22 protein-coding genes are annotated in these 18404 nt (G+C 66.9%); 15 read left to right on the forward strand and 7 right to left on the reverse strand.

The window, feature by feature from the left end; translation table 11 throughout:
• Nucleotides 1-15: 15 nt before the first annotated feature.
• Together ACEN9H_RS01625 and ACEN9H_RS01630 are read left to right on the forward strand one after the other, a co-directional pair.
• Nucleotides 16-1323 carry an MFS transporter gene (locus ACEN9H_RS01625; RefSeq protein ID WP_413673548.1) on the forward strand — a complete coding sequence of 436 codons (1308 nt, stop codon included), beginning with the start codon at nt 16-18 and terminating at the stop codon, nt 1321-1323.
• Complete coding sequence (locus ACEN9H_RS01630; RefSeq protein ID WP_413673549.1) at nt 1292-2143, forward strand: fumarylacetoacetate hydrolase family protein; 852 nt, start codon at nt 1292-1294, stop codon at nt 2141-2143. Before ACEN9H_RS01625 ends, ACEN9H_RS01630 begins: the two co-directional genes overlap by 32 nt.
• A 93-nt stretch (nt 2144-2236) precedes the next feature.
• Here ACEN9H_RS01630 and ACEN9H_RS01635 read toward each other — a convergent pair whose 3' ends face one another.
• Entirely contained in the window at nt 2237-3571 is a 1335-nt protein-coding gene (locus ACEN9H_RS01635) for an aspartate aminotransferase family protein (RefSeq protein WP_413673550.1), read from the reverse strand.
• 91 nt (nt 3572-3662) lie between these two features.
• Here ACEN9H_RS01635 and ACEN9H_RS01640 point away from each other — a divergent pair, with 91 nt between their 5' ends.
• The 5 genes from ACEN9H_RS01640 to ACEN9H_RS01660 all read left to right on the forward strand — a co-directional run bounded on the left by ACEN9H_RS01640 (nt 3663) and on the right by ACEN9H_RS01660 (nt 7723).
• On the forward strand, nt 3663-4217 hold the full coding sequence (locus ACEN9H_RS01640) for a carboxymuconolactone decarboxylase family protein (protein ID WP_413673551.1): 555 nt from the start codon (nt 3663-3665) through the stop codon (nt 4215-4217).
• 117 nt (nt 4218-4334) lie between these two features.
• Nucleotides 4335-4898 (forward strand): transcriptional regulator, encoded by a 564-nt coding sequence (locus ACEN9H_RS01645; RefSeq protein ID WP_413673552.1) that lies wholly within the window; start codon nt 4335-4337, stop codon nt 4896-4898.
• Between the two features lie 8 nt (nt 4899-4906).
• Nucleotides 4907-5938, forward strand: a complete 1032-nt coding sequence (locus tag ACEN9H_RS01650; RefSeq protein ID WP_156403694.1) for a sensor histidine kinase — start codon at nt 4907-4909, stop codon at nt 5936-5938.
• Complete coding sequence (locus tag ACEN9H_RS01655; protein ID WP_371768896.1) at nt 5935-6672, forward strand: LytR/AlgR family response regulator transcription factor; 738 nt, start codon at nt 5935-5937, stop codon at nt 6670-6672. The genes ACEN9H_RS01650 and ACEN9H_RS01655 overlap by 4 nt, the downstream gene beginning before the upstream one ends.
• Nucleotides 6673-6697: 25 nt before the next feature.
• The gene (locus ACEN9H_RS01660) at nt 6698-7723 is read left to right on the forward strand and encodes a S41 family peptidase (protein WP_413673553.1); all 1026 of its coding nucleotides are present in this window, start codon (nt 6698-6700) and stop codon (nt 7721-7723) included.
• Nucleotides 7724-7739: 16 nt separating this feature from the next.
• On the opposite strand, the gene ACEN9H_RS01665 is transcribed toward ACEN9H_RS01660, so the two are convergent.
• The 4 genes from ACEN9H_RS01665 to yjgA are packed head-to-tail and all read right to left on the reverse strand — an operon-like array spanning nt 7740 to nt 9815.
• The gene (locus ACEN9H_RS01665; RefSeq protein ID WP_056124423.1) at nt 7740-7937 is read right to left on the reverse strand and encodes a hypothetical protein; all 198 of its coding nucleotides are present in this window, start codon (nt 7935-7937) and stop codon (nt 7740-7742) included.
• Nucleotides 7938-7940: 3 nt separating this feature from the next.
• The gene (locus ACEN9H_RS01670) at nt 7941-8609 is read right to left on the reverse strand and encodes an alpha/beta hydrolase (RefSeq protein WP_413673554.1); all 669 of its coding nucleotides are present in this window, start codon (nt 8607-8609) and stop codon (nt 7941-7943) included.
• Complete coding sequence (gene mog, locus ACEN9H_RS01675; RefSeq protein WP_413673555.1) at nt 8606-9226, reverse strand: molybdopterin adenylyltransferase; 621 nt, start codon at nt 9224-9226, stop codon at nt 8606-8608. The genes ACEN9H_RS01670 and mog overlap by 4 nt, the downstream gene beginning before the upstream one ends.
• Entirely contained in the window at nt 9210-9815 is a 606-nt protein-coding gene (yjgA, locus tag ACEN9H_RS01680) for a ribosome biogenesis factor YjgA (RefSeq protein ID WP_056124414.1), read from the reverse strand. The genes mog and yjgA overlap by 17 nt, the downstream gene beginning before the upstream one ends.
• Nucleotides 9816-9908: 93 nt before the next feature.
• Here yjgA and pmbA point away from each other — a divergent pair, with 93 nt between their 5' ends.
• From pmbA to ACEN9H_RS01695, 3 genes are all read left to right on the forward strand, one after another.
• Entirely contained in the window at nt 9909-11261 is a 1353-nt protein-coding gene (gene pmbA, locus ACEN9H_RS01685) for a metalloprotease PmbA (protein ID WP_413673556.1), read from the forward strand.
• Between the two features lie 91 nt (nt 11262-11352).
• Entirely contained in the window at nt 11353-12357 is a 1005-nt protein-coding gene (locus ACEN9H_RS01690) for a DUF4214 domain-containing protein (protein WP_371768900.1), read from the forward strand.
• A 60-nt stretch (nt 12358-12417) separates the two neighbouring features.
• Entirely contained in the window at nt 12418-13071 is a 654-nt protein-coding gene (locus ACEN9H_RS01695; RefSeq protein ID WP_056124406.1) for an oxygen-insensitive NAD(P)H-dependent nitroreductase NfsB, read from the forward strand.
• A 29-nt stretch (nt 13072-13100) separates the two neighbouring features.
• Here the strand turns inward: ACEN9H_RS01695 and ACEN9H_RS01700 are convergent, their stop codons facing one another.
• Nucleotides 13101-14237: a M14-type cytosolic carboxypeptidase gene (locus tag ACEN9H_RS01700; protein ID WP_413673557.1), complete on the reverse strand. Its 1137-nt coding sequence runs from the start codon at nt 14235-14237 to the stop codon at nt 13101-13103.
• Nucleotides 14238-14343: 106 nt separating this feature from the next.
• Between ACEN9H_RS01700 and ACEN9H_RS01705 the strand changes: the two genes are divergently transcribed.
• Nucleotides 14344-14598, forward strand: coding sequence for a DUF2442 domain-containing protein (locus ACEN9H_RS01705; protein WP_371767153.1), 255 nt, complete (start codon nt 14344-14346; stop codon nt 14596-14598).
• A gap of 99 nt (nt 14599-14697) precedes the next feature.
• Here the strand turns inward: ACEN9H_RS01705 and paaX are convergent, their stop codons facing one another.
• On the reverse strand, nt 14698-15624 hold the full coding sequence (paaX, locus tag ACEN9H_RS01710; protein ID WP_413673558.1) for a phenylacetic acid degradation operon negative regulatory protein PaaX: 927 nt from the start codon (nt 15622-15624) through the stop codon (nt 14698-14700).
• A gap of 103 nt (nt 15625-15727) precedes the next feature.
• Between paaX and paaA the strand changes: the two genes are divergently transcribed.
• From paaA to paaD, 4 genes are all read left to right on the forward strand, one after another.
• Complete coding sequence (gene paaA, locus ACEN9H_RS01715) at nt 15728-16717, forward strand: 1,2-phenylacetyl-CoA epoxidase subunit PaaA (protein WP_056124397.1); 990 nt, start codon at nt 15728-15730, stop codon at nt 16715-16717.
• A gap of 107 nt (nt 16718-16824) precedes the next feature.
• On the forward strand, nt 16825-17109 hold the full coding sequence (paaB, locus tag ACEN9H_RS01720) for a 1,2-phenylacetyl-CoA epoxidase subunit PaaB (protein WP_036238302.1): 285 nt from the start codon (nt 16825-16827) through the stop codon (nt 17107-17109).
• A gap of 7 nt (nt 17110-17116) precedes the next feature.
• A complete protein-coding gene (gene paaC / locus ACEN9H_RS01725; RefSeq protein WP_413673559.1) occupies nt 17117-17872 on the forward strand; it encodes a 1,2-phenylacetyl-CoA epoxidase subunit PaaC in 756 nt (251 codons plus the stop codon).
• A complete protein-coding gene (paaD, locus tag ACEN9H_RS01730; RefSeq protein ID WP_413673560.1) occupies nt 17872-18399 on the forward strand; it encodes a 1,2-phenylacetyl-CoA epoxidase subunit PaaD in 528 nt (175 codons plus the stop codon). Before paaC ends, paaD begins: the two co-directional genes overlap by 1 nt.
• Nucleotides 18400-18404: the final 5 nt, after the last annotated feature.

An 18404-nucleotide genomic window follows, 5' to 3' on the forward strand; every position in this document is an offset into this window, starting at 1 on the left:
CCGCAGGAGATGTCCATGGAAACCGACCAGAGCCAGTCGCGCCTCAACGGGGTGGCAGTGTTTTTCTACGTGTTCCTGCCGTTCGCGCTGGGGCATTACCTGTCCTCGCTGCTGCGCAACGTGAACGCCGTGCTGGCACCGCATCTGGTCGGCGCGCTCGCGCTGACGCCGGGCCAGCTCGGCCTCCTCACCAGCGCGTTCTTCTTTGCGTTCGCCCTCGTCCAGCTGCCGGTCGGGATCGCGCTCGATCGCTACGGCCCGCGCAAGGTGCAGGTGGTGCTGTTGATGCTGGCGGCCATCGGCGCGCTGTTGTTCGCCACCGGCCGCTCGTTCGGCCAGCTGGTGCTGGCGCGCGCCATCATCGGCTGCGGCCTCGGTGGATGCTTCATGTCGGCCGTGAAGGCGATCTCCACCTGGATCGCGCCCACGCGCCTGCCGTCCGTGCAGGGCTACCTGATCGCCGTCGGCGGGCTCGGTGCGGCCTCGAGCACGATGCCGGTGCGGATGCTGTTGCAGCACACGGACTGGCGCGGCCTGTTCATGCTGCTGGCCGCGCTCACCGCCTGCAGCGGCCTGCTGATCTGGCTGGTCACGCCCAGGTCGCAGGCGCCCGGCGGCGCGCTGCCCACCGTGCGCTCGGTGCTGGACGTGTACCGCGCGCCCGCGTTCCGCGCGACGATCTCGCTCGTGCTCGTGCCGCATGCGATCTTCTTCGGCATCCAGGGCCTGTGGATCGGGCGCTGGCTGGCCGACGTGGCCCGGTTTCCGGACGCCGCCGTTGCCTACCTGCTGTACATGGGCATGGCGTCGGTGATCTTCGGCGCCATCGCCGTCGGCATGATCACGGAATGGGCGGGGCGGCGCGGCATCGAGGCGCTGGACGTGGCCGCCGTCGGCGTGTTCCTCTTCATCCTGGTGCAGGTCGTCATCGTGTTGAACTGGCGGCCCAGCCTGCAGCTGCTGTCGGTGCTGTTCACGCTCGTGGGGACGATCACCGGGATCGAATACGCGATCGTGGCCCAGAGCCTGCCGCGCACGCTGACGGGACGCGCGGCGACGTGCCTGAACCTCCTGATCTTCATCGGCGCGTTCCTCGTGCAGGCGGGGTTCGGGCTGATCGTTGGCCTGTGGCGCCCCGACGCTGCCGGCCACTTTCCGGCGCTCGCCTACCGCGTCGCATTCGGCGTGCTGGTGGCGCTGCAGATGCCTGGCCTGCTCGGGTACTTCCACGACTTCCTTCGGCGCCGTCAAGTAAAATGCGGCATCGTTATGCTCACCCAGAAGGAAGACTATGAGATTGGTACGTTACGGTCGCCCCGGTAAGGAAAAACCGGGCCTGTTCGACGAAGAAGGCCGCCTGCGCGACCTGTCCGGCGTCATCGACGACATCGACGCGTCGGTGCTGTCGGAAAAGGCGTTGCGCAAGCTCGCCAAGGTCGACTGGAAAACGCTGCCGGTCGTCCGCGGCAATCCCCGCTTCGGCGTGCCGGTCAAGGGCGTCGGCAAGTTCATCGGCATCGGCATGAATTACTCCGACCACGCGGCCGAAGTCGGGGCCCCGATCCCGAAGGAACCGATCATGTTCATGAAGGCGACGTCCTGCCTGAACGGCCCGGACGATCCCATCCAGCTGCCGAAAGGCTCGAAAAAGACCGACTGGGAAGTCGAACTGGGCGTGGTCATCGGCACCCGCGCGCAGTACGTCGACGAACAGGATGCGCTGAAATACGTGGCCGGCTATTGCGTCGTCAACGACGTCTCTGAACGCGCCTACCAGTTCGAACTCGGCTCGCAGTGGGATAAAGGCAAAGGCTGCGACACCTTCGGCCCCGTCGGCCCGTTCCTCGTGACGAAGGACGAGATCTTCGACGTGCAGGACCTCGACCTGTACCTCGACCTGAACGGCAAGCGCGTGCAGACCGGGAATACGTCGAAGATGATCTTCACTGTCGCGCAGATCGTCAGTTACCTGTCGCGCTTCATGACCCTGGAACCGGGCGACATCATCACCACGGGCACGCCGCCGGGCGTAGGCCTCGGCCGCAGCCCGCAGCGCTTCCTCAAGAAGGGCGACAAGCTGCGCCTCGGGATCGCGGGGCTGGGCGAACAGCAGCAGGAAGTGATCGCGTACCCGAAAGCCTGATACCCCGGCCACGTCGTCCCCGCGCAGGCGGGGACCCAAGTTCGTAGCTGAGCCGGGAACTTGGGCCCCTGCCTTCGCAGGGGCGACGTTGTTTTAGACAGCCACGGTTTTCAACGCCCCCTCTACCGATTCCTTCAACCTGCCGACGATCTCGCCCAGATCCCCCTGCGTGACGACGAACGGCGGCGCCAGCAGCACGTGATCCCCGTGCCGGCCATCGATCGTGCCGCCCATCGGATACACCAGCAACCCGTTCTCCATCGCGCGCGCCTTGATCGCGGCATGCAGTTTCAGCTCCGGCGCGAAGGGTGATTTCGTCTCGCGCTCGCGCACCAGTTCCAGCGCCAGGAACAGCCCGCGTCCGCGGATGTCGCCCACGTGCGGGTGGTCTTCGAATTCCTCGTCCAGCATGGCCCGCAGCTGCGCGCCGCGCAGGCGCACCTGTGTGAGCAGGTCGTCGCGCTCGATGACCTGCTGGACGGCGAGGGCCGCCGCCGCCGCCACCGGATGCCCGATGTAGGTGTGCCCGTGCAGGAATGCGCCGCTGCCGGCGCGCAGGCGTTCGATGATGGCGCCGTTTACGAGCACGGCGCCGATCGGCTGGTAGCCCGCGCCCAGGCCTTTCGCCACGGCGACCAGGTCGGGCGCCACGCCGTCCTGCTCGATCGCGTACATCGTGCCGGTGCGGCCTATCCCGCACATGACCTCGTCGGCGATGAACAGGATGCCGTACTTGTCGCACAGCGCGCGCACGCCGCGGAAGTAGCCGGGCGTGGGCGGGATCGCGCCGCCCGTCGCACCCACGACGGGTTCGGCGCAGAACGCGATCACGCGGTCCGGGCCTGCCTGCAGGATCGCCGCTTCCAGTTCGTCCAGCAGCATGGCCGTGTACTGGTCGACGGTCTGGTCCTCGGCGCGGCCGCGGTATTCGTAGCAGGCCGACACCCGCTCGACGTCGATCAGCAGCGGGGCGAACGGCTGGCGGCGCCACTCGTTGCCGCCCACCGCCAGCGCACCCAGGGTATTCCCGTGGTAGCTCTGGCGCCGGGCGATGAACAGCGAGCGCTTCGACTCCCCGCCCTCGACGAAGTACTGGCGCGCGAGCTTCAGTGCGGTCTCCATCGCTTCCGAACCGCCCGACACGAGGTAGACGCCCTCGATGCCGGCCGGGGCGTTCGCCACGAGACGGTCGGCCAGCTGCTCCGCCACCTCGGTCGTGAAAAAGGCGGTGTGCGCATAGGCGCAGCGGTCGATCTGGCGGTGCATGGCCGCGATCACGTCGGGATGGCCGTGCCCGAGCGACGACACGGCCGCACCGCCGCTGGCGTCGAGGTAGCTGCGCCCGTGGCTGTCGTACAGGTAGACGCCCGCGCCGCCGACCGCGACGGGCGGCGTCTGGCGCAGGCTGCGATGCAGGATATGCGTCATGGAAGCCCCTGGAAAAGTTGACGCTTGACAATAAGCGGGAACCGTCCGGATTCTTTTGATTTTTGCCTCAAGGCATGCGAATATTTTCGTCATGACAGACCGCCTCCGCCCCATTCCGCCTGAAGACTGGACCGACGCCCAGCGCGCCGCGGCCCAGGAGATCATCCATGGGCCGCGCGGCGCGCTGTACGGCCCGTTCGTGCCGCTGCTGCGCAGTCCCGAACTGATGGGGTATGCACAGCGGTTGGGCGAATATCTGCGCTACCGCAGCGCCATCGGCGTGCGGCTGTCGGAACTGGCGATCCTCGTCACGGCGCGCGAATGGGACCAGCAGGTCGAGTGGGCGATCCATGCGCCGATCGCGCAGCAGGTGGGCGTCCCGCCGGACGTGATCGCGGCCATCGCGCGGCGCGAGCGGCCGGCCGCGATGCTCGTCGACGAAGCGGTGGTGTACGACTTCTGCCTCGAACTGCACCGCCACAAGCGCGTGTCGGACCGCGTCTACGACGACGCGCTGGCCCTGTTCGGCGAGCAGGGCGTCGTCGACCTGATGGGCGTGAACGGCTACTACACCTTCCTCGCGATGGTGATGAACACGGCGCGCACGGAAGCGCCGGCGTCGAGTGCGGCGCCGCTGCCCGATTAGCCCATCGGCGCCAGGCCGCGTTCGTCGCGGCGCGGTAGTCGTCCGTCGCATTGCCCGGCGCATCGCCGGCGCTGGCGGCATAGTGACGGCTCCCAACCACTCGTGAAAGACAGACCGATGAAACCCCATTACATCCTCGCCGCCGCGGCGGCCGCCACGACCGTCCTCGCGCTGGCCGCGACGCCCGCGCCGTTGCCGCCGAACTGGCACGTGACCGGTGCGAATCCCGACAAATTCACGGCCGGCGTGGACACGTCGCCGGAAGGGCGCGGGGCCAAGTTCTTGCGCAGTAAGACGAACGATCCCAAGGCGTGGGCAGCCCTGGTCCAGCCTGTCCAGGCCCAGCGCTACCTCGGCCAGCGCGTGCGGTTTCGCGCGCGCCTGCGTACCGAGGCGATAAGCGACTGGGCGGGATTGTGGATGCGTGTCGATACGCACGAAGGCAAGGCGGTCGCCTTTTATAACACCAAGAGCCAGCCGGTCAAGGGCACCACCGGCTGGCAGGAGCGCAGCATCGTGCTGGATGTTCCGGACAACGCGGCGCTGATCGTGTTCGGCGCCATCGGCGGCGGCACGGGCCAGGTGTGGATGGAGCCGGTCGCGTTCGAGACCGTCGGCCGTGACGTCCCCGTCGACCACATGCCGCCGAAGCCCGCCGTCCCGACCACGCCGACCTTGTGAGCGAATCGATGACCGACGACGACTGCGCCCGCGCCATCCGCCGCCTGTACGGCTGCGCATGGCGCCAGGGGCTGCTCAGCCTCCTGTGCCTGGCGCTCGTCGCGGGCGGCGCGCTGCTGCTGCGGCGCTACGCCTTGCTCGCGTTGTTCGGCGCGATCGTGGTGCCGGGTTTCGTGACGTGCGCACTGCTGCTGGTGGCCGCGCGCCGGCTCGGCTGGACCAGCGCGATGACGCTGCTGCTGGCCGCGACCGGCGCCGGCGCGTGGGCCGTGCTGCCGGCATACCAGAGCGTGCTCGCCGCGTGGGGCGTCCAGGCGCTGCCCGACCAGCAGGTGCTGGCCTGCGTCGTCGGCGTGAACGTCGCCGTCCTCGGGCTGCCGCTGTGGTTCGCCCGCACCCGCGCCCATGCGCAGCAGCTGGCCGACCTGCGCAACGCGGCGCTGGCGGCCGAGCTGAAAGCGCTGCAGGCCCAGGTCGAACCGCACTTCCTGTACAACACGCTCGCCAACACGCGATATCTCGCGCGCCACCAGCCGCCGCGCGCCGTCGAGATGCTGGAACACCTGATCGCCTATCTGCACAGCGCGCTGCCGGATATGCGCAGCCAGGCGTCGACTCTGGGCCGCGAATTCGAACTGGCCGGCCACTACCTCGCGCTGATGGCGATCCGCTTCGGCGAGCGTCTTCAATACCAGCTCGATTGTCCGCCCGCGCTGGCAGCCGTGTCGATGCCGCCGCTGCTCCTGATGACGCTCGTCGAGAACGCCGTGTGCCACGGCCTCGAGCCGAAGCCGGGCACCGTGCGCATCGCCGTGACGGCGGTTCGCGACGGTGACGTGTTGACCATCGTCGTCGCCGACGACGGTGCCGGCATCGGCGAGACCACGCTGGGCAGCGGCGTCGGCCTGCGCAACCTGCGCGAGCGCCTGCAAGCGTTGTATGGGGCGCGTGCCGGCTTCGTCCTGCGCCGCGGCGATGCGGGCCTGACGGAAGCGGTGCTGACGCTGCCGGCGGCCGCCGCGCTGGAGGTGATGGCATGACGGCGCCCCGCATCCTCGTCGCCGACGACGAACCGCTGCTGCGCGCGGAACTCGTCGAAGCGCTGGAACGTTTGTGGCCGGACGCACAGATCGCCGCCGCGCAGGACGGCATCGAGGCGCTGCGCCTGGGCCGCGAATGGATGCCGGACGTGGCCTTCCTCGACATCCGCATGCCGGGCCTGGACGGCCTGGAACTGGCGCGCGTGTTCGGTGCGCGGACCCACGTCGTGTTCGTGACGGCCTATGGCGAACATGCGCTGGCCGCGTTCGACGAAGGTGCCGTGGACTACGTCGTGAAGCCGATCGCGCTGGAACGCCTCGCGCGCGCGGTCGAGCGCGTGCGTGCGCGCCTGGCATCGCCGCCGCCGGACCTCACGCACCTCGTGTCGCGCTTGCGGCCCGCACCCAGGGCGCCCGCGTGGCTGCAGGCCACGGTCGGCAACACGATCCACTTCATCGACCTGGCCGACGTCTTGTATTTCTGCGCGGATGCCAAGTACACGCGCGTGGTGACGGACGGGCTGGAAGCCCATATCCGCCTGAGCCTGAAGGAACTGGCCGATTCGCTCGACCCGGCCGCGTTCTGGCAGATCCACCGGGGCTATATGGTGGCCGTGCGGCGCATCGCGAGCGCCGCGCGCGCCGAGGATGGCGCCTTGTGGGTGCACCTGCGCGGGCATCCCGCGCGACTGCCGGTCAGCCAGCGCTTCCAATATCTGTTCCGCGGCATGTAGCCGCCTCGTTCAACAAGGAGACACCATGAATCGCAACCTGTTGCGGGCGGCTGTTTGCGCCCTGTCGTTTGCCGCGGCTACCGCCGCCGGCGCCGTGGAGACCATGCCGCTGGCCCTGGCGCGCGCCGTCGCGGACCAGACCATCAACCTGGTCGAGAGCAAGGGCCTGTACCCGCGCCGGCAGGAAGAATACGCACAGGCGAAGCAGGACCTGCTGGGCGCGGTCGACGGCAAGACGGCGGACGTCGACCGGAACGACCTGTATGCGCGCATCCGCAAGGTGCTCGGCACGCTGGACACGGGCGGCCACTCGTTCCTGTTCCCGCCCCAGGCGCCGGGACAGTCCGCGCTGCCGCAGCCGGCCGGTCCCCGCGTTGCGCCGTTCCAGCTGGTCGCGACGAGCCGCGGCACGGTCTTGCGCTGGGTGCCGCCGGCGACGACGGACATGGCGCCCGCGGCCATGTCGGCCTACGTGCGGCGCGTGTACGACGACGCGGCCGCGCTGCCCGGCGCCGGACGGGCCTGCGCGCTCGTCGTCGACCTGAGCGAGCAGACGGGCGGCAACGCGTGGCCGCCGTTCATCGCCATGTATCCGTTGTTCGGCAATGCCAACAAGGCGCGCTGGGTGGATCGCGACGGCAAGGCGATCCCGGTGGTCGATCGCACCGGTCTCGCGGGCATGGCCGCGCGCGACGTGGGGGACCGCGCCAATCCATTCTCGTCCTTTGCCGCCGGGCCGCTGGCCGTGCTGGTCGGCGCGAAGACGGCGAGCGCGGGCGAGATGCTGCTCGTCGCGTTGATGGGGGAGGAGCGGGTGCGGACGTTCGGCCAAGTGTCGTACGGCATGTCGACGGCGAACAAGGTGTACTGGCTGCCCGACGGCGCCATGCTGTTGCTGACGGAAATGCGGTATGCGCTGGCCGATGGTCCGGTCTTCCGCGGCGGCATCGCACCCATGCAGCCGGCGCCGAAAGGCGAGCCGGTCGAGGCGTCGCTCAGGACGGCCGCGGAATGGGCGGCCGCCAATTCGCCGCGCTGCGTGCCCGAGTAGGCGGGCTCAGGTCAGCTCAGGCCAGCGCTTCCTTCGCCGCCTGTTCCGGCGTCAGGCCTTCGTAGAACATGTCGGTGAACCACTCGACCTGTTCCTCGATGTGTTCCTGCGCCTGTTTCTGCGTGGCGCCGCCGGCGACGAGGTGGTGTTCGACCTCGATGCACCAGTGAATCAACGCCAGCGTTTCCTCGTCGAGTTCCTCTTTCTTTGCCATGATTCAGTCCAGTACTTTCTTGAGCCACGCCGAGATGTGCTGGACTTCTTCCAGGCACAGCGTGTGCTGCATGGCGTATTCATGCCATTCGAGCCGGTAGCCCAGCGAGACGAGCAGGTCGCGCGAGGCTTCCGCGCGATTGAACGGCACCACGTTGTCGTAGCGGCCGTGGGCCATGAAGATCGGCGTGGACTTGCTGGCGTCGGAGCGTTCGGTCGCCACGTTGGCCGACAACGGCACGTAGCCGGACAGGCACAGCAGGCCGGCCAGCGGTTCCGGATGGCGCAGGCCCGTCTGGATGGCCATCGCGCAGCCCTGCGAGAAGCCGGCCAGGATGATGCGTGAAGCGGGGATGCCGCGTGCCTTCTCGCGCTCGATGAAGGCTTCGATGTCTTTCTGCGAGGCGCGCAGGCCGTTCTCGTCCTCGCGCCGCCCGAGTTCCAGGCCCGTGATGTCGTACCAGGAGCGCATCACGTAGCCGTTGTTGATGGTCACCGGCATCGTCTTCGCGTGCGGGAAGATGAAGCGGATGCCGGGCAGGCCGGCGAGGTCCAGTTCGCGCACCATCGGCACGAAGTCGTTGCCGTCCGCGCCCAGGCCGTGCATCCAGATGATGGCGATCTCGGGGTTGTCGTTGGTCTCGATCTGGATGTGTTCGAGCAGGTCGCTCATGCGGGGTCCTTTGGTCGTTGCGCCGACTTCGGCCGGAAGGCCTTGCAGACGGCCGGGTCGGTCTCGGCGTACGGGCCGCCGATCAGGTCGATGCAATACGGGACGGCCGCGAAGATGCCGCCGACGATGTTTCGACCGTCCGCGTCCTTCAGGCCTTCCAGCGTTTCCTTGATCGACTTCGGCTGGCCCGGCAGGTTCATGATCAGGGCGGCGTGATCGCCGGTCTCGCGGATCACGGCCGTCTGGCGCGACAGGATCGCGGTCGGCACGAAGTGCAGGCTGATCTGGCGCATCTGCTCGCCGAAGCCCGGCATCTCCTTCGTGCCCACGGCGACGGTTGCTTCCGGCGTGACGTCGCGGCGGGCGGGGCCCGTGCCGCCCGTCGTCAGTACGAGGTGGCAGCGCGCGGTGTCGACCAGCTCGACGAGCGTCTGCTCAATGCTGGCGCGGTCGTCCGGGATCAGGCGCGTCTCGACGCGGAACGGCGTCACGAGCGCGGCTTCCAGCCACTCGCGCAGCGCGGGAATGCCCTTGTCTTCATAGATGCCGCCGCTGGCGCGGTCCGAGACCGAGACCAGGCCGACGACCAGCTCTTCGACTTTATTGTCCAGACTCATCGTCTTCGTCCTCGTCGCCGGAGGCTTCATCGGCAGGCGCGGCCTTCGGCGCCTTCGCCAGGTCCTTCAGGATCTGGAAGATTTCGCGGTAGGCCTTGGGCGGCTTGTTCTCGGCCTGTTCCTTGCGCGCATTGCGGATCAGCGTGCGCAGGTGCTGCACGTCCAGGTCCGGGTGTTCTTCCAGCAACTGGGTCAGCGCTTTGTCGTCGGCCAGCAACTTGTCGCGGCGGCGCTCCAGCGCGTGCAGCGCGGCGGCCTCGGCCTTGGAGGTGCCCTTCCAGCTTTCGATGGTGCGCTGGATGACGGCGACCTCTTCCTCGTCGAGCGAGCGCATCAGCTTGCCGACGAATTGCAACTGGCGGCGCCGGCCTTCGTGGTTGGTGATGGTCTGGCACATGAGGATGGCGTCGCGGACTTCGTCCGGCATCGGGACGCGCTTGACGCGGTCGCGCGGCGCCTCGATGAGCTGTTCACCGAGCTTCTGCAGCTCGTTACTCTGGCGCTTGAGTTCGGACTTGGAAGGGCGGTCGTATTCCTGGTCGAACTCGTCGGAGCGGAAGCCGACGGAGCCGCGGTTGGCATTTGGCATGATGATCTAGATTCGGCAGGCACGAAGCCGGCCGGTAAAAACAGTAAACGGCTGCTATGATAACTGTTTTAGGGCTCGCTACGAAAAACGCACATGACCGATACCGTCTTCACCCATACCCAGGATCAGCTCAAGCAGCTTGCACAGGACGTGCTTGCCATTGCCAAGGAAACGGGCGCCAGCGATGCGTCGGTCGAGATCAGCGAGGGTAGCGGGCTGGCGGTGACGGTCCGCAAGGGCCAGATCGAGACCATCGAGCAGAACAAGGACAAGGGCATCGGCGTGACCGTCTACTCCGGCCAGCGCCGTGGTCACGCCAGTACGTCCGACTTCTCGCGCGATTCGCTGCGCGCCACCGTCGAGGCGGCGTACAACATCGCCCGCTTCACGGCCGAGGACCCGGCCGCCGGCCTGCCGGATGCCGACCTGCTGGAAACGAACCCGCGCGACCTGCGCCTGTGTTACCCATGGGACATCAGCGCCGAGGACGCCGTCGCGATCGCCCAGCGCTGCGAGGCGGCCGCGTTCGCCGTCGACAAGCGCGTCACCAACAGCGAAGGCGCCAGCGTCTACGTGCAGCAGTCGCACTTCGTGGCGGCCAACTCGCTCGGCTTTTGCGCCGGCTACCCGTTCTCGCGCCACACGCTGTCCGTCGCGCCGATCGCGGGCAAGGGCGCCCACATGCAGCGCGACGACTGGTATTCGTCGGCGCGCGATCCGAACAAACTGGGCGATCCGGAAAAGATCGGCCGCTATGCCGCCGAACGCGCCCTCGCGCGCCTGAACGCGCGCAAGCTCGACACCCGCACGTGCCCCGTGCTGTTCGAGGCGCCGCTGGCCGCCGGCCTGCTGGGTGCGTTCGTCCAGGCGACCTCGGGCGGTGCCCTGTACCGCAAGTCGAGCTTCCTGCTCGATTCGCTGGGCAGCAGCATCTTCCCGTCCCACATCCAGATCGTCGAAGACCCGCACCTGATCGGCGGCGTGGGCTCGGCCCCGTTCGACGAAGAGGGCGTGCGTACCCAGCGCCGCAAGGTCGTCAGCGACGGCGTGCTGCAAGGCTATTTCCTGTCGTCGTACTCAGCCCGCAAGCTGGGCATGCAGACGACAGGCAACGCCGGCGGCTCGCACAACCTGGAAATCGTCTCGAAAGAAACGAAGATCGCCGACGACTTCGAAGGCATGCTGCGCAATATGGGCACCGGCCTGCTCGTCACGGAACTGATGGGGCAGGGCACGAACTACGTCACGGGCGATTACTCGCGCGGGGCGTCCGGCTACTGGGTCGAGAACGGCGTCATCCAGTATCCGGTCGAAGAGATCACCATCGCGGGCAACATGAAGGACATGTTCCAGGCCATCGTCGGCGTCGGCAACGACGTGCTCACGCGCGGGAACAAGTCGACGGGTTCCATCCTGATCGAGCAGATGGTGGTCGCGGGCAATTGATTTCACACCACGCATGAGGTCGTGACAATCTATTGCAAAAATGTCATAACCATGTGTTACATTGACGACTTTCTATGTCACGGGAGACGTCATGGCAACACTCCAGACTTTCGGCCTGCAGCTCGACCTGATCGGCAGCACGGCCGTGCAATGGAAAATCATCTCGACCTCGTCCAGCAGCGTCACGCTGGAAAACGGGCTCCAGCACCTGTCTATCCTGGGTAACTTCGCGATCGGCCCGTCCGGCGACGTGAGCGGCACCGCGACCGCCGTGAACCTGGTCCAGCTGGGCTACTCCGGCCTGCCGGTGTTCCAGGCGACGGACCTGACCATCGATGGCGGGACGTTCCTGGACACGGTCCTCAAGGCCACCACCGATACCCAGATTTATACGGCGCTCCTGGCCGGCTCCGACACCATCACCGGCAGCGCCGGCAAGGATATCCTGCAAGGCTTCGCAGGCAGCGACGTCATCCGGGCCGGCGGCGGCGACGACCGCATCGGTGCCGACGCGGGCAGCGACGTGATCGACGGCGGCGCCGGTTTCGACACCATCGCCTACAAGGGCGCCTACGCCGACTACCGGATCGAACGCACGGGCGCCGCGTGGACGATCGCGGACCTGAAGGGCACCGGCGGCATCGACACGCTGACAGGCGTCGAACGCGTGTATTTCGACGACAAGGACGTCGCGCTCATCAGCGTCGACAACACGGGCGGCCAGCTGTTCCGCTTGTACCAGGCGGCATTCGGCCGCAATCCGGACGAGCCGGGCCTGGATTTCTGGACGCAGCAGATCGATGGCGGGGGCGCGACACTGGCGGGGATCACCGGCGCCTTCCTCGCATCGGCGGAATACCAGAAGCTGTACGGCGGTCTCGCCAACCGCGACCTGGTGGTCAAGTATTACGAGCACATCCTGCACCGCGCGCCGGACCAGGCCGGGCTGGACTTCTGGACGGACGCCCTGGACCGCAAGATCGCCACCCGTGGCGAGGTCCTCGCCGGCATCAGCGAGAGTCCGGAAAACGTGGACCTGAGCGTGCAGCTGATCGGCAACGGCCTTGTGTTCGACGCGCCCATCATGACCATGTGACGCACGCGTTGTTCGGGTTCCTGCAATAATGTGCAGATACGCATTTTTGAAAGGAACCCGATGGACATTCTTGCCGCCGCCCGCAAGCGCTACACCGCCAAGGCCTACGACCCGACCCGCCGCGTCCCCGAGGAGACGATGCAGCAGATCTATGAAGTGCTGCGCAACAGCCCGTCGTCGGTGAACTCGCAGCCCTGGCACTTCATCGTCGCCAGCACGCCGGAAGCGAAGGCGCGCCTGGCCAAGGGCGTGCAGGGGCCGTACAGCTACAACGAAGCGAAGATCCTGAACGCGTCGCACGTGATCCTGTTCTGCACGCGCGTCGACGCCGAAGGCGGCCACCTGGAGCGCCTGCTCGAACAGGAACAGCGCGACGGCCGCTTCAAGGACGATGCCGCCAGGGCCGGCCAGGCCAAGGGCCGCCAGGGCTACGTCAACCTGCACCGCTACACGCTGAAGGACCTGCCGCAGTGGTTCGAGAAGCAGGCCTATATCGCGCTGGGCAACGCCATGCTGGCCGCCAGCGCGCTGGGCGTGGACACGACCCCGATGGAAGGCCTCGACCCGGCCGCGCTGGACGCGGAACTGGGCCTGCACGAAAAGGGCCTGTCCAGCCTCGTCCTGCTGAGCTTCGGCTACCACGCCGACAGCGATTTCAACGCAAGCCTGCCGAAATCGCGTCTCACGCAGGAACAGGTGTTTACTTTCCTGTAAGCGGATAACGGGGCTCGTGCCCCGTTTCTTTATTTTTGCAACTGACGCACGGCCTGCAGCACCGGCTGCAGCACCGCGGCGCCGAGGCGCGCGCTGCGGGCGCCGTCCCAGCCGACCTGCGGATCGGGGTCGTTGGCATTGTCCTTGAACGGCAATTCCAGCGTCAGCGACAGGCAGCCGAACGCATGCGTCACGTACGGCGAACCCATCGTCAGCACCTCGTCCGTGTACGGCTCTTTCGGGTAGCCATGCACGTTCTGGAAGTCCGGGCTGGCGATCATGAACGCGTCCGAGAATGCCTTCTGCGCGGCGGCCTGTTCCGCCGTGAAGGTCGGCAGGGCATCGCTGCCGGCGATGAAGACGTAGGGCAGGCCCTCGTCGCCGTGGACGTCCAGGAACAGGTCGACGCCCGTCTCTTCCATCTTCTTGCGGACCAGGAACACTTCCGGGCTGCGTTCCAGCGACGGATTCAGCCACTCGCGGTTCAGGTTGGCGCCGGCCGCGTTCGTGCGCAGGTTGCCGCGCACGGACCCGTCCGGGTTCATGTTCGGCACGACATAGAACACGGTCTCTTTCAGCAACTGGCGGCCGAACGGATGGGCCGGGTCGAGCAGGGCGTCGAGCATGCCTTCGACGAACCACTCGGCCATCGTCTCGCCCGGGTGCTGGCGTGCGATGACCCACACCTTCTTCTTGTTCGCCGCCTCGTCGCCGATGACGAGCAGGTTCAGGTCGCGCCCGTCGACGGTCGAACCGAGGTCCAGCATGCGCACGTGTTCGGATAGCTGGGCGCGGTCGAGCAGCTCCAGGTGGCGTTCCCACGAATACGGCTCGAAATAGGCGTAGTAGACGCTGTCCATGGCGGGCGTGTGCTCGATCGTGAGCGTCTGGCCGTCGAAGCTCGTCGGCACGCGGAACCAGTTGACGCGGTCGTAGCTGGCCATCGCGTGATAGTCTTCCCAGCCCTTCGGATACGCGGACTTGCCGGCGTTGAGCAGGCGGATCGTGCACGGCTGCGCCTGCGCGCCCTGCAGGCGGAAGTAGAACCACTGGGTGATGTCGGCGTGGGAGTCCTTGCGGATGTTCAGGTCGATGGCGTTCGCGCTCGTGGCGTTCACGATATCGATGGCGCCAGCGTCGAACTGGCTGCTGATCTTGATAGACATGGTGCGTCCTGATGTTGTTGGGTGTGAGCCGGCATGATACTGCTTAATGGATGACGACCAAGGGTTTGCTACTGTTCTTGCTTGGCCTCATCGAGGAGGAGGGAACATGATGAACATCCGTGTGGCGCGGCCGGAAATCACAACCATCGACCGGCGCGGCTTCTGGCTGCGCTGGCGCGACGAAGAGCTCTATGTGCCGTTCGCGCTGTTCCCCTGGTTCGAGCACGCCACCGTGGCGCAGCTGTGCCATATCCAGCAATGGGGCGGGGACTGCCTGTACTGGCCCGGGCTCGACCTGGAACTGGCGCTGGACCGCATCCGTAATCCGATGGCGGCGGCGCAGTTTGCGCTGGATTGTTAACACCGTCGCTCCCGCGAAAGCGGGAGCCCATGCGTCGCTTGAGTTGTGACACCGCATGGATTCCCGCTTGCGCGGGAATGACGTTGTTTTATGTCGCGATCAGCGCAACTGGCCAAATCTTTCGTACAAACCACTGTCCGCCGCCGGCGCCGCCGCATCCTCGCGCCGCAGCACGTCCATCAGATGCCGCTCGGCCGGCGCCCACACGAGGCGGTAGATCGCCTGCGCCAGCGCATACGCCTCCGACCCCGGCCACGGCTGCGGCAACAGCGCCAGCGGCAGCATCGGATCGTGCAGCTGGACGCGGCGGTACGCGTGGATCAGCAGGGTACGCACGATGAAGGCCTGCTGCGGATCCGGTTCGGGCTCGCCGCGCAGCAGGTCGAGCAGCGGCGAGAATTCCTTGATGAAACGCCGGTAGCCGGTCGCGACGGCAGACAAATCCCACCCTTCGCGCACCAGTTCGGCCAGCGGCCGCGCGCCGGCACAAGGCAGCTCCGTCGCGGCGCAGACGAAGATCTTGCCGCCGCCCTCCACCCGCCGCAGCACCTCGGCCACGCCGTCCGGGTCGGCCGCCGGATGCGCCAGCAGGCCCGGCGCCAGCATGGCGAATCCTTCCCATTCGAGTTCCTTGCGCACGGCCGCGCGCAGCGCGCTGTCGATGCTGCCGTTGGGGGCCAGCAGCAGGGTCCAGCGGCCGTCCCAGTCGACGCCGGGCGGCGCGTAAATGCGGCGGTTGGCGCGCGCGAAGCGGGGCGCGGCGTCCGGCTGCAGCGCATAGCTGCTGCGCCGGCCCTCGCGGTTCGCGACGAGCCAGCCCTCCTGCACGAGGCGGAACACGCTCGTGCGCACGAGCCGGTCCGTGACGCCGAGCGGCGCCACCAGTTCGATCAGGCTGCCCAGCCACAGGCGGCCGCCGTGCGGCGCGATGGCGTCGCCGAAGATCGTCATCACGAGCGATTTGGAACGCGGCGGGTCGGTCTCGAGGAAGTGGGCGATCCACTGTTGGCTGCTGGGCTGGGTCATGACGGCGATTTTACCCGGTCTCAATATGATTCAAAATTTCGCTATACATCGCGATTCTTGTATCGTATTATGAATCGAGACAGAACTCAAATGGAGACCAGCCATGTATGCCCAGATGGTTGAAACCGGCCTGAAACAGGTCCAGACCCGCGCCGACATGAGCGCGGAAGAGCAGGCGTTCCAGGCGCGCATCGACGCCGGCGTGAAGATCGAAGCCAAGGACTGGATGCCCGAGGCGTACCGCAAGACGCTGATTCGCCAGATTTCCCAGCACGCGCACTCCGAGATCGTCGGCCAGCTGCCGGAGGGCAATTGGGTGACGCGCGCGCCCACGCTGAAGCGCAAATCGATCCTGCTGGCCAAGATCCAGGACGAAGCCGGCCACGGGCTGTATTTGTACAGCGCGGCGGAGACGCTGGGTGTGTCGCGCGACGAACTGCTGGCCGCCCTGCACTCCGGCAAGGCCAAGTATTCGAGCATCTTCAATTACCCGACCCTGACGTGGGCCGACATCGGCGCCATCGGCTGGCTCGTGGACGGTTCCGCGATCATCAACCAGATCCCGCTGTGCCGCTGCTCGTACGGTCCGTATGCCCGCGCGATGATCCGCGTGTGCAAGGAAGAGTCGTTCCACGCGCGCCAGGGCTACGACATCATGATGAAGCTGGCCCAGGGCACGCCCGAGCAGAAGGCGATGGCGCAGGATGCCCTCAACCGCTGGTGGTGGCCGTCGTTGATGATGTTCGGCCCGTCCGATGCGGAATCCGTCAACAGCGCCCAGTCGACGGCCTGGCGCATCAAGCTGTTCTCGAACGACGAGCTGCGCCAGCGCATGGTCGACCAGACCGTGCCCCAGGCCGAATTCCTCGGCCTCACCGTCCCCGACCCGGACCTCAAGTGGAACGAGGAACGGGGGCATTACGACTTCGGCGAGATCGATTGGGAAGAGTTTTATAACGTCCTGAAAGGGAACGGGCCGTGCAACAAGGAGCGCCTGCGGACCCGCGTGAAGGCGTACGAGGATGGCGCATGGTTCCGCGAGGCGCTCGTCGCGCACGCGGACAAGCAGGCCGCAAAGAAAGCCGCCGCATAATTTAATTACGTCATTCCCGCGCACGCGGGAATCCATACCGGGCGTCTGAAATCGCCTCAGCATGGGTTCCCGCTTGCGCGGGAACGACGAGTTGAACGGAGACAATAATGAGCAAGGAATGGCCCCTGTGGGAAGTCTTCATCCGCAGCCAGCACGGCCTCGCCCACAAGCACGTGGGCAGCCTGCATGCGCCGGATGCCGAGATGGCGATCAACAACGCGCGCGACGTCTACACGCGCCGCAACGAAGGCGTGTCGATCTGGGTGGTGAAGGCCGCCGACATCGTCGCGTCCAGCCCGGCCGACAAGGACGCCCTGTTCGAGCCGTCGAACAGCAAGGTCTACCGCCACCCGACGTTCTTCCCGATGCCGGAAGACGTCAAGAACCTGTGAGCGGACCATGGACGCGAACAAGTTCGAATACCTTCTGCGCCAGGGCGACAATGCCTTGATCCTGTCGCAGCAACTGTCGCAGCTGTGCGGCAAGGGCCCGGCGCTGGAAGAAGACATGGCGCTGACCAACGTCGCCCTCGACCTGCTCGGCCAGACGCGGATGTGGCTGACGTATGCGGGCGAGATCGAAGGCCACGGCCGCGACGAGGATCGTTTGGCGTACCTGCGCGACACCCGTGACTTCCGCAACTGCCTGCTCGTCGAGCAGCCGAACGGCGACTACGCGCAGACGCTGACGCGCCAGTTCCTGTTCGATACGTGGCACTACTTCCTGATGCGCGGCCTGCTGGCGTCCAGCGACCGCCGCATCGGCGAGATCGCGGAAAAATCGATCAAGGAGGTGACGTACCACCTGCGCCGCAGCGGCGACCTCGTCGTGCGCCTGGGCGACGGCACGGACGTCAGCCACCGCAAGATGCAGGACGCGCTCGACGAATTGTGGACCTACGCCGGCGAGATGTTCATCTACGACGACGTCGACCTGGCGATGGTCGCGCAGGGCGTGGCACCGGCAGCGGAGCCGCTGCGCGAGGCATTCCTGGCCCACGTGGCCGAGGTGCTGGACGAAGCGACGCTGACGATGCCGCCCGTGGATGCCTACGTCCAGCGCGGCGGCAAACAGGGCCGGCACACGGAGCGCCTCGGCTACATCCTCGCCGAGATGCAGTTCCTGCAGCGCGCCTACCCGGGCGTGGAATGGTGATGACCGCGGCCACGTCACCGATCACGGCCGACCGGGTCTGGTCCTGGCTGGGCGAGGTCCCGGATCCGGAGATTCCCGTGATCTCCGTCGTGGACCTGGGCATCGTGCGTGCCGTGGACGTGCACGACGACGGCGAATGCGTCGTCACGATCACCCCGACGTATTCCGGCTGCCCCGCGATGGAAGTCATCGCCGAAGACATCGGCAAGGCCTTGCGCGCACGCGGCGTGGACCGCCTGCGCATCGTTACCCGCCTGTCGCCCGCATGGACGACGGACTGGATGAGCGCCGCCGGCAAGGCCGCGCTGAAGGGCTATGGCATCGCGCCGCCGGTGCAGCAGGTGATCGACATCAGCGGCCTGGCGCGCGGCGTGAAGCGCCATGCGATCCAGCAGCCCGACGTGGCCTGTCCGCACTGCGGCTCGATGCACACCCGTCTCACCAGCCAGTTCGGCTCGACCCCGTGCAAGGCACTGTATCAATGCCTGGATTGCCGCGAGCCGTTCGACTACTTCAAATGCCATTGAGGCCC

This window comes from Massilia cellulosiltytica (assembly GCF_047325105.1).
GTDB lineage: Bacteria > Pseudomonadota > Gammaproteobacteria > Burkholderiales > Burkholderiaceae_D > Telluria > Telluria orientalis.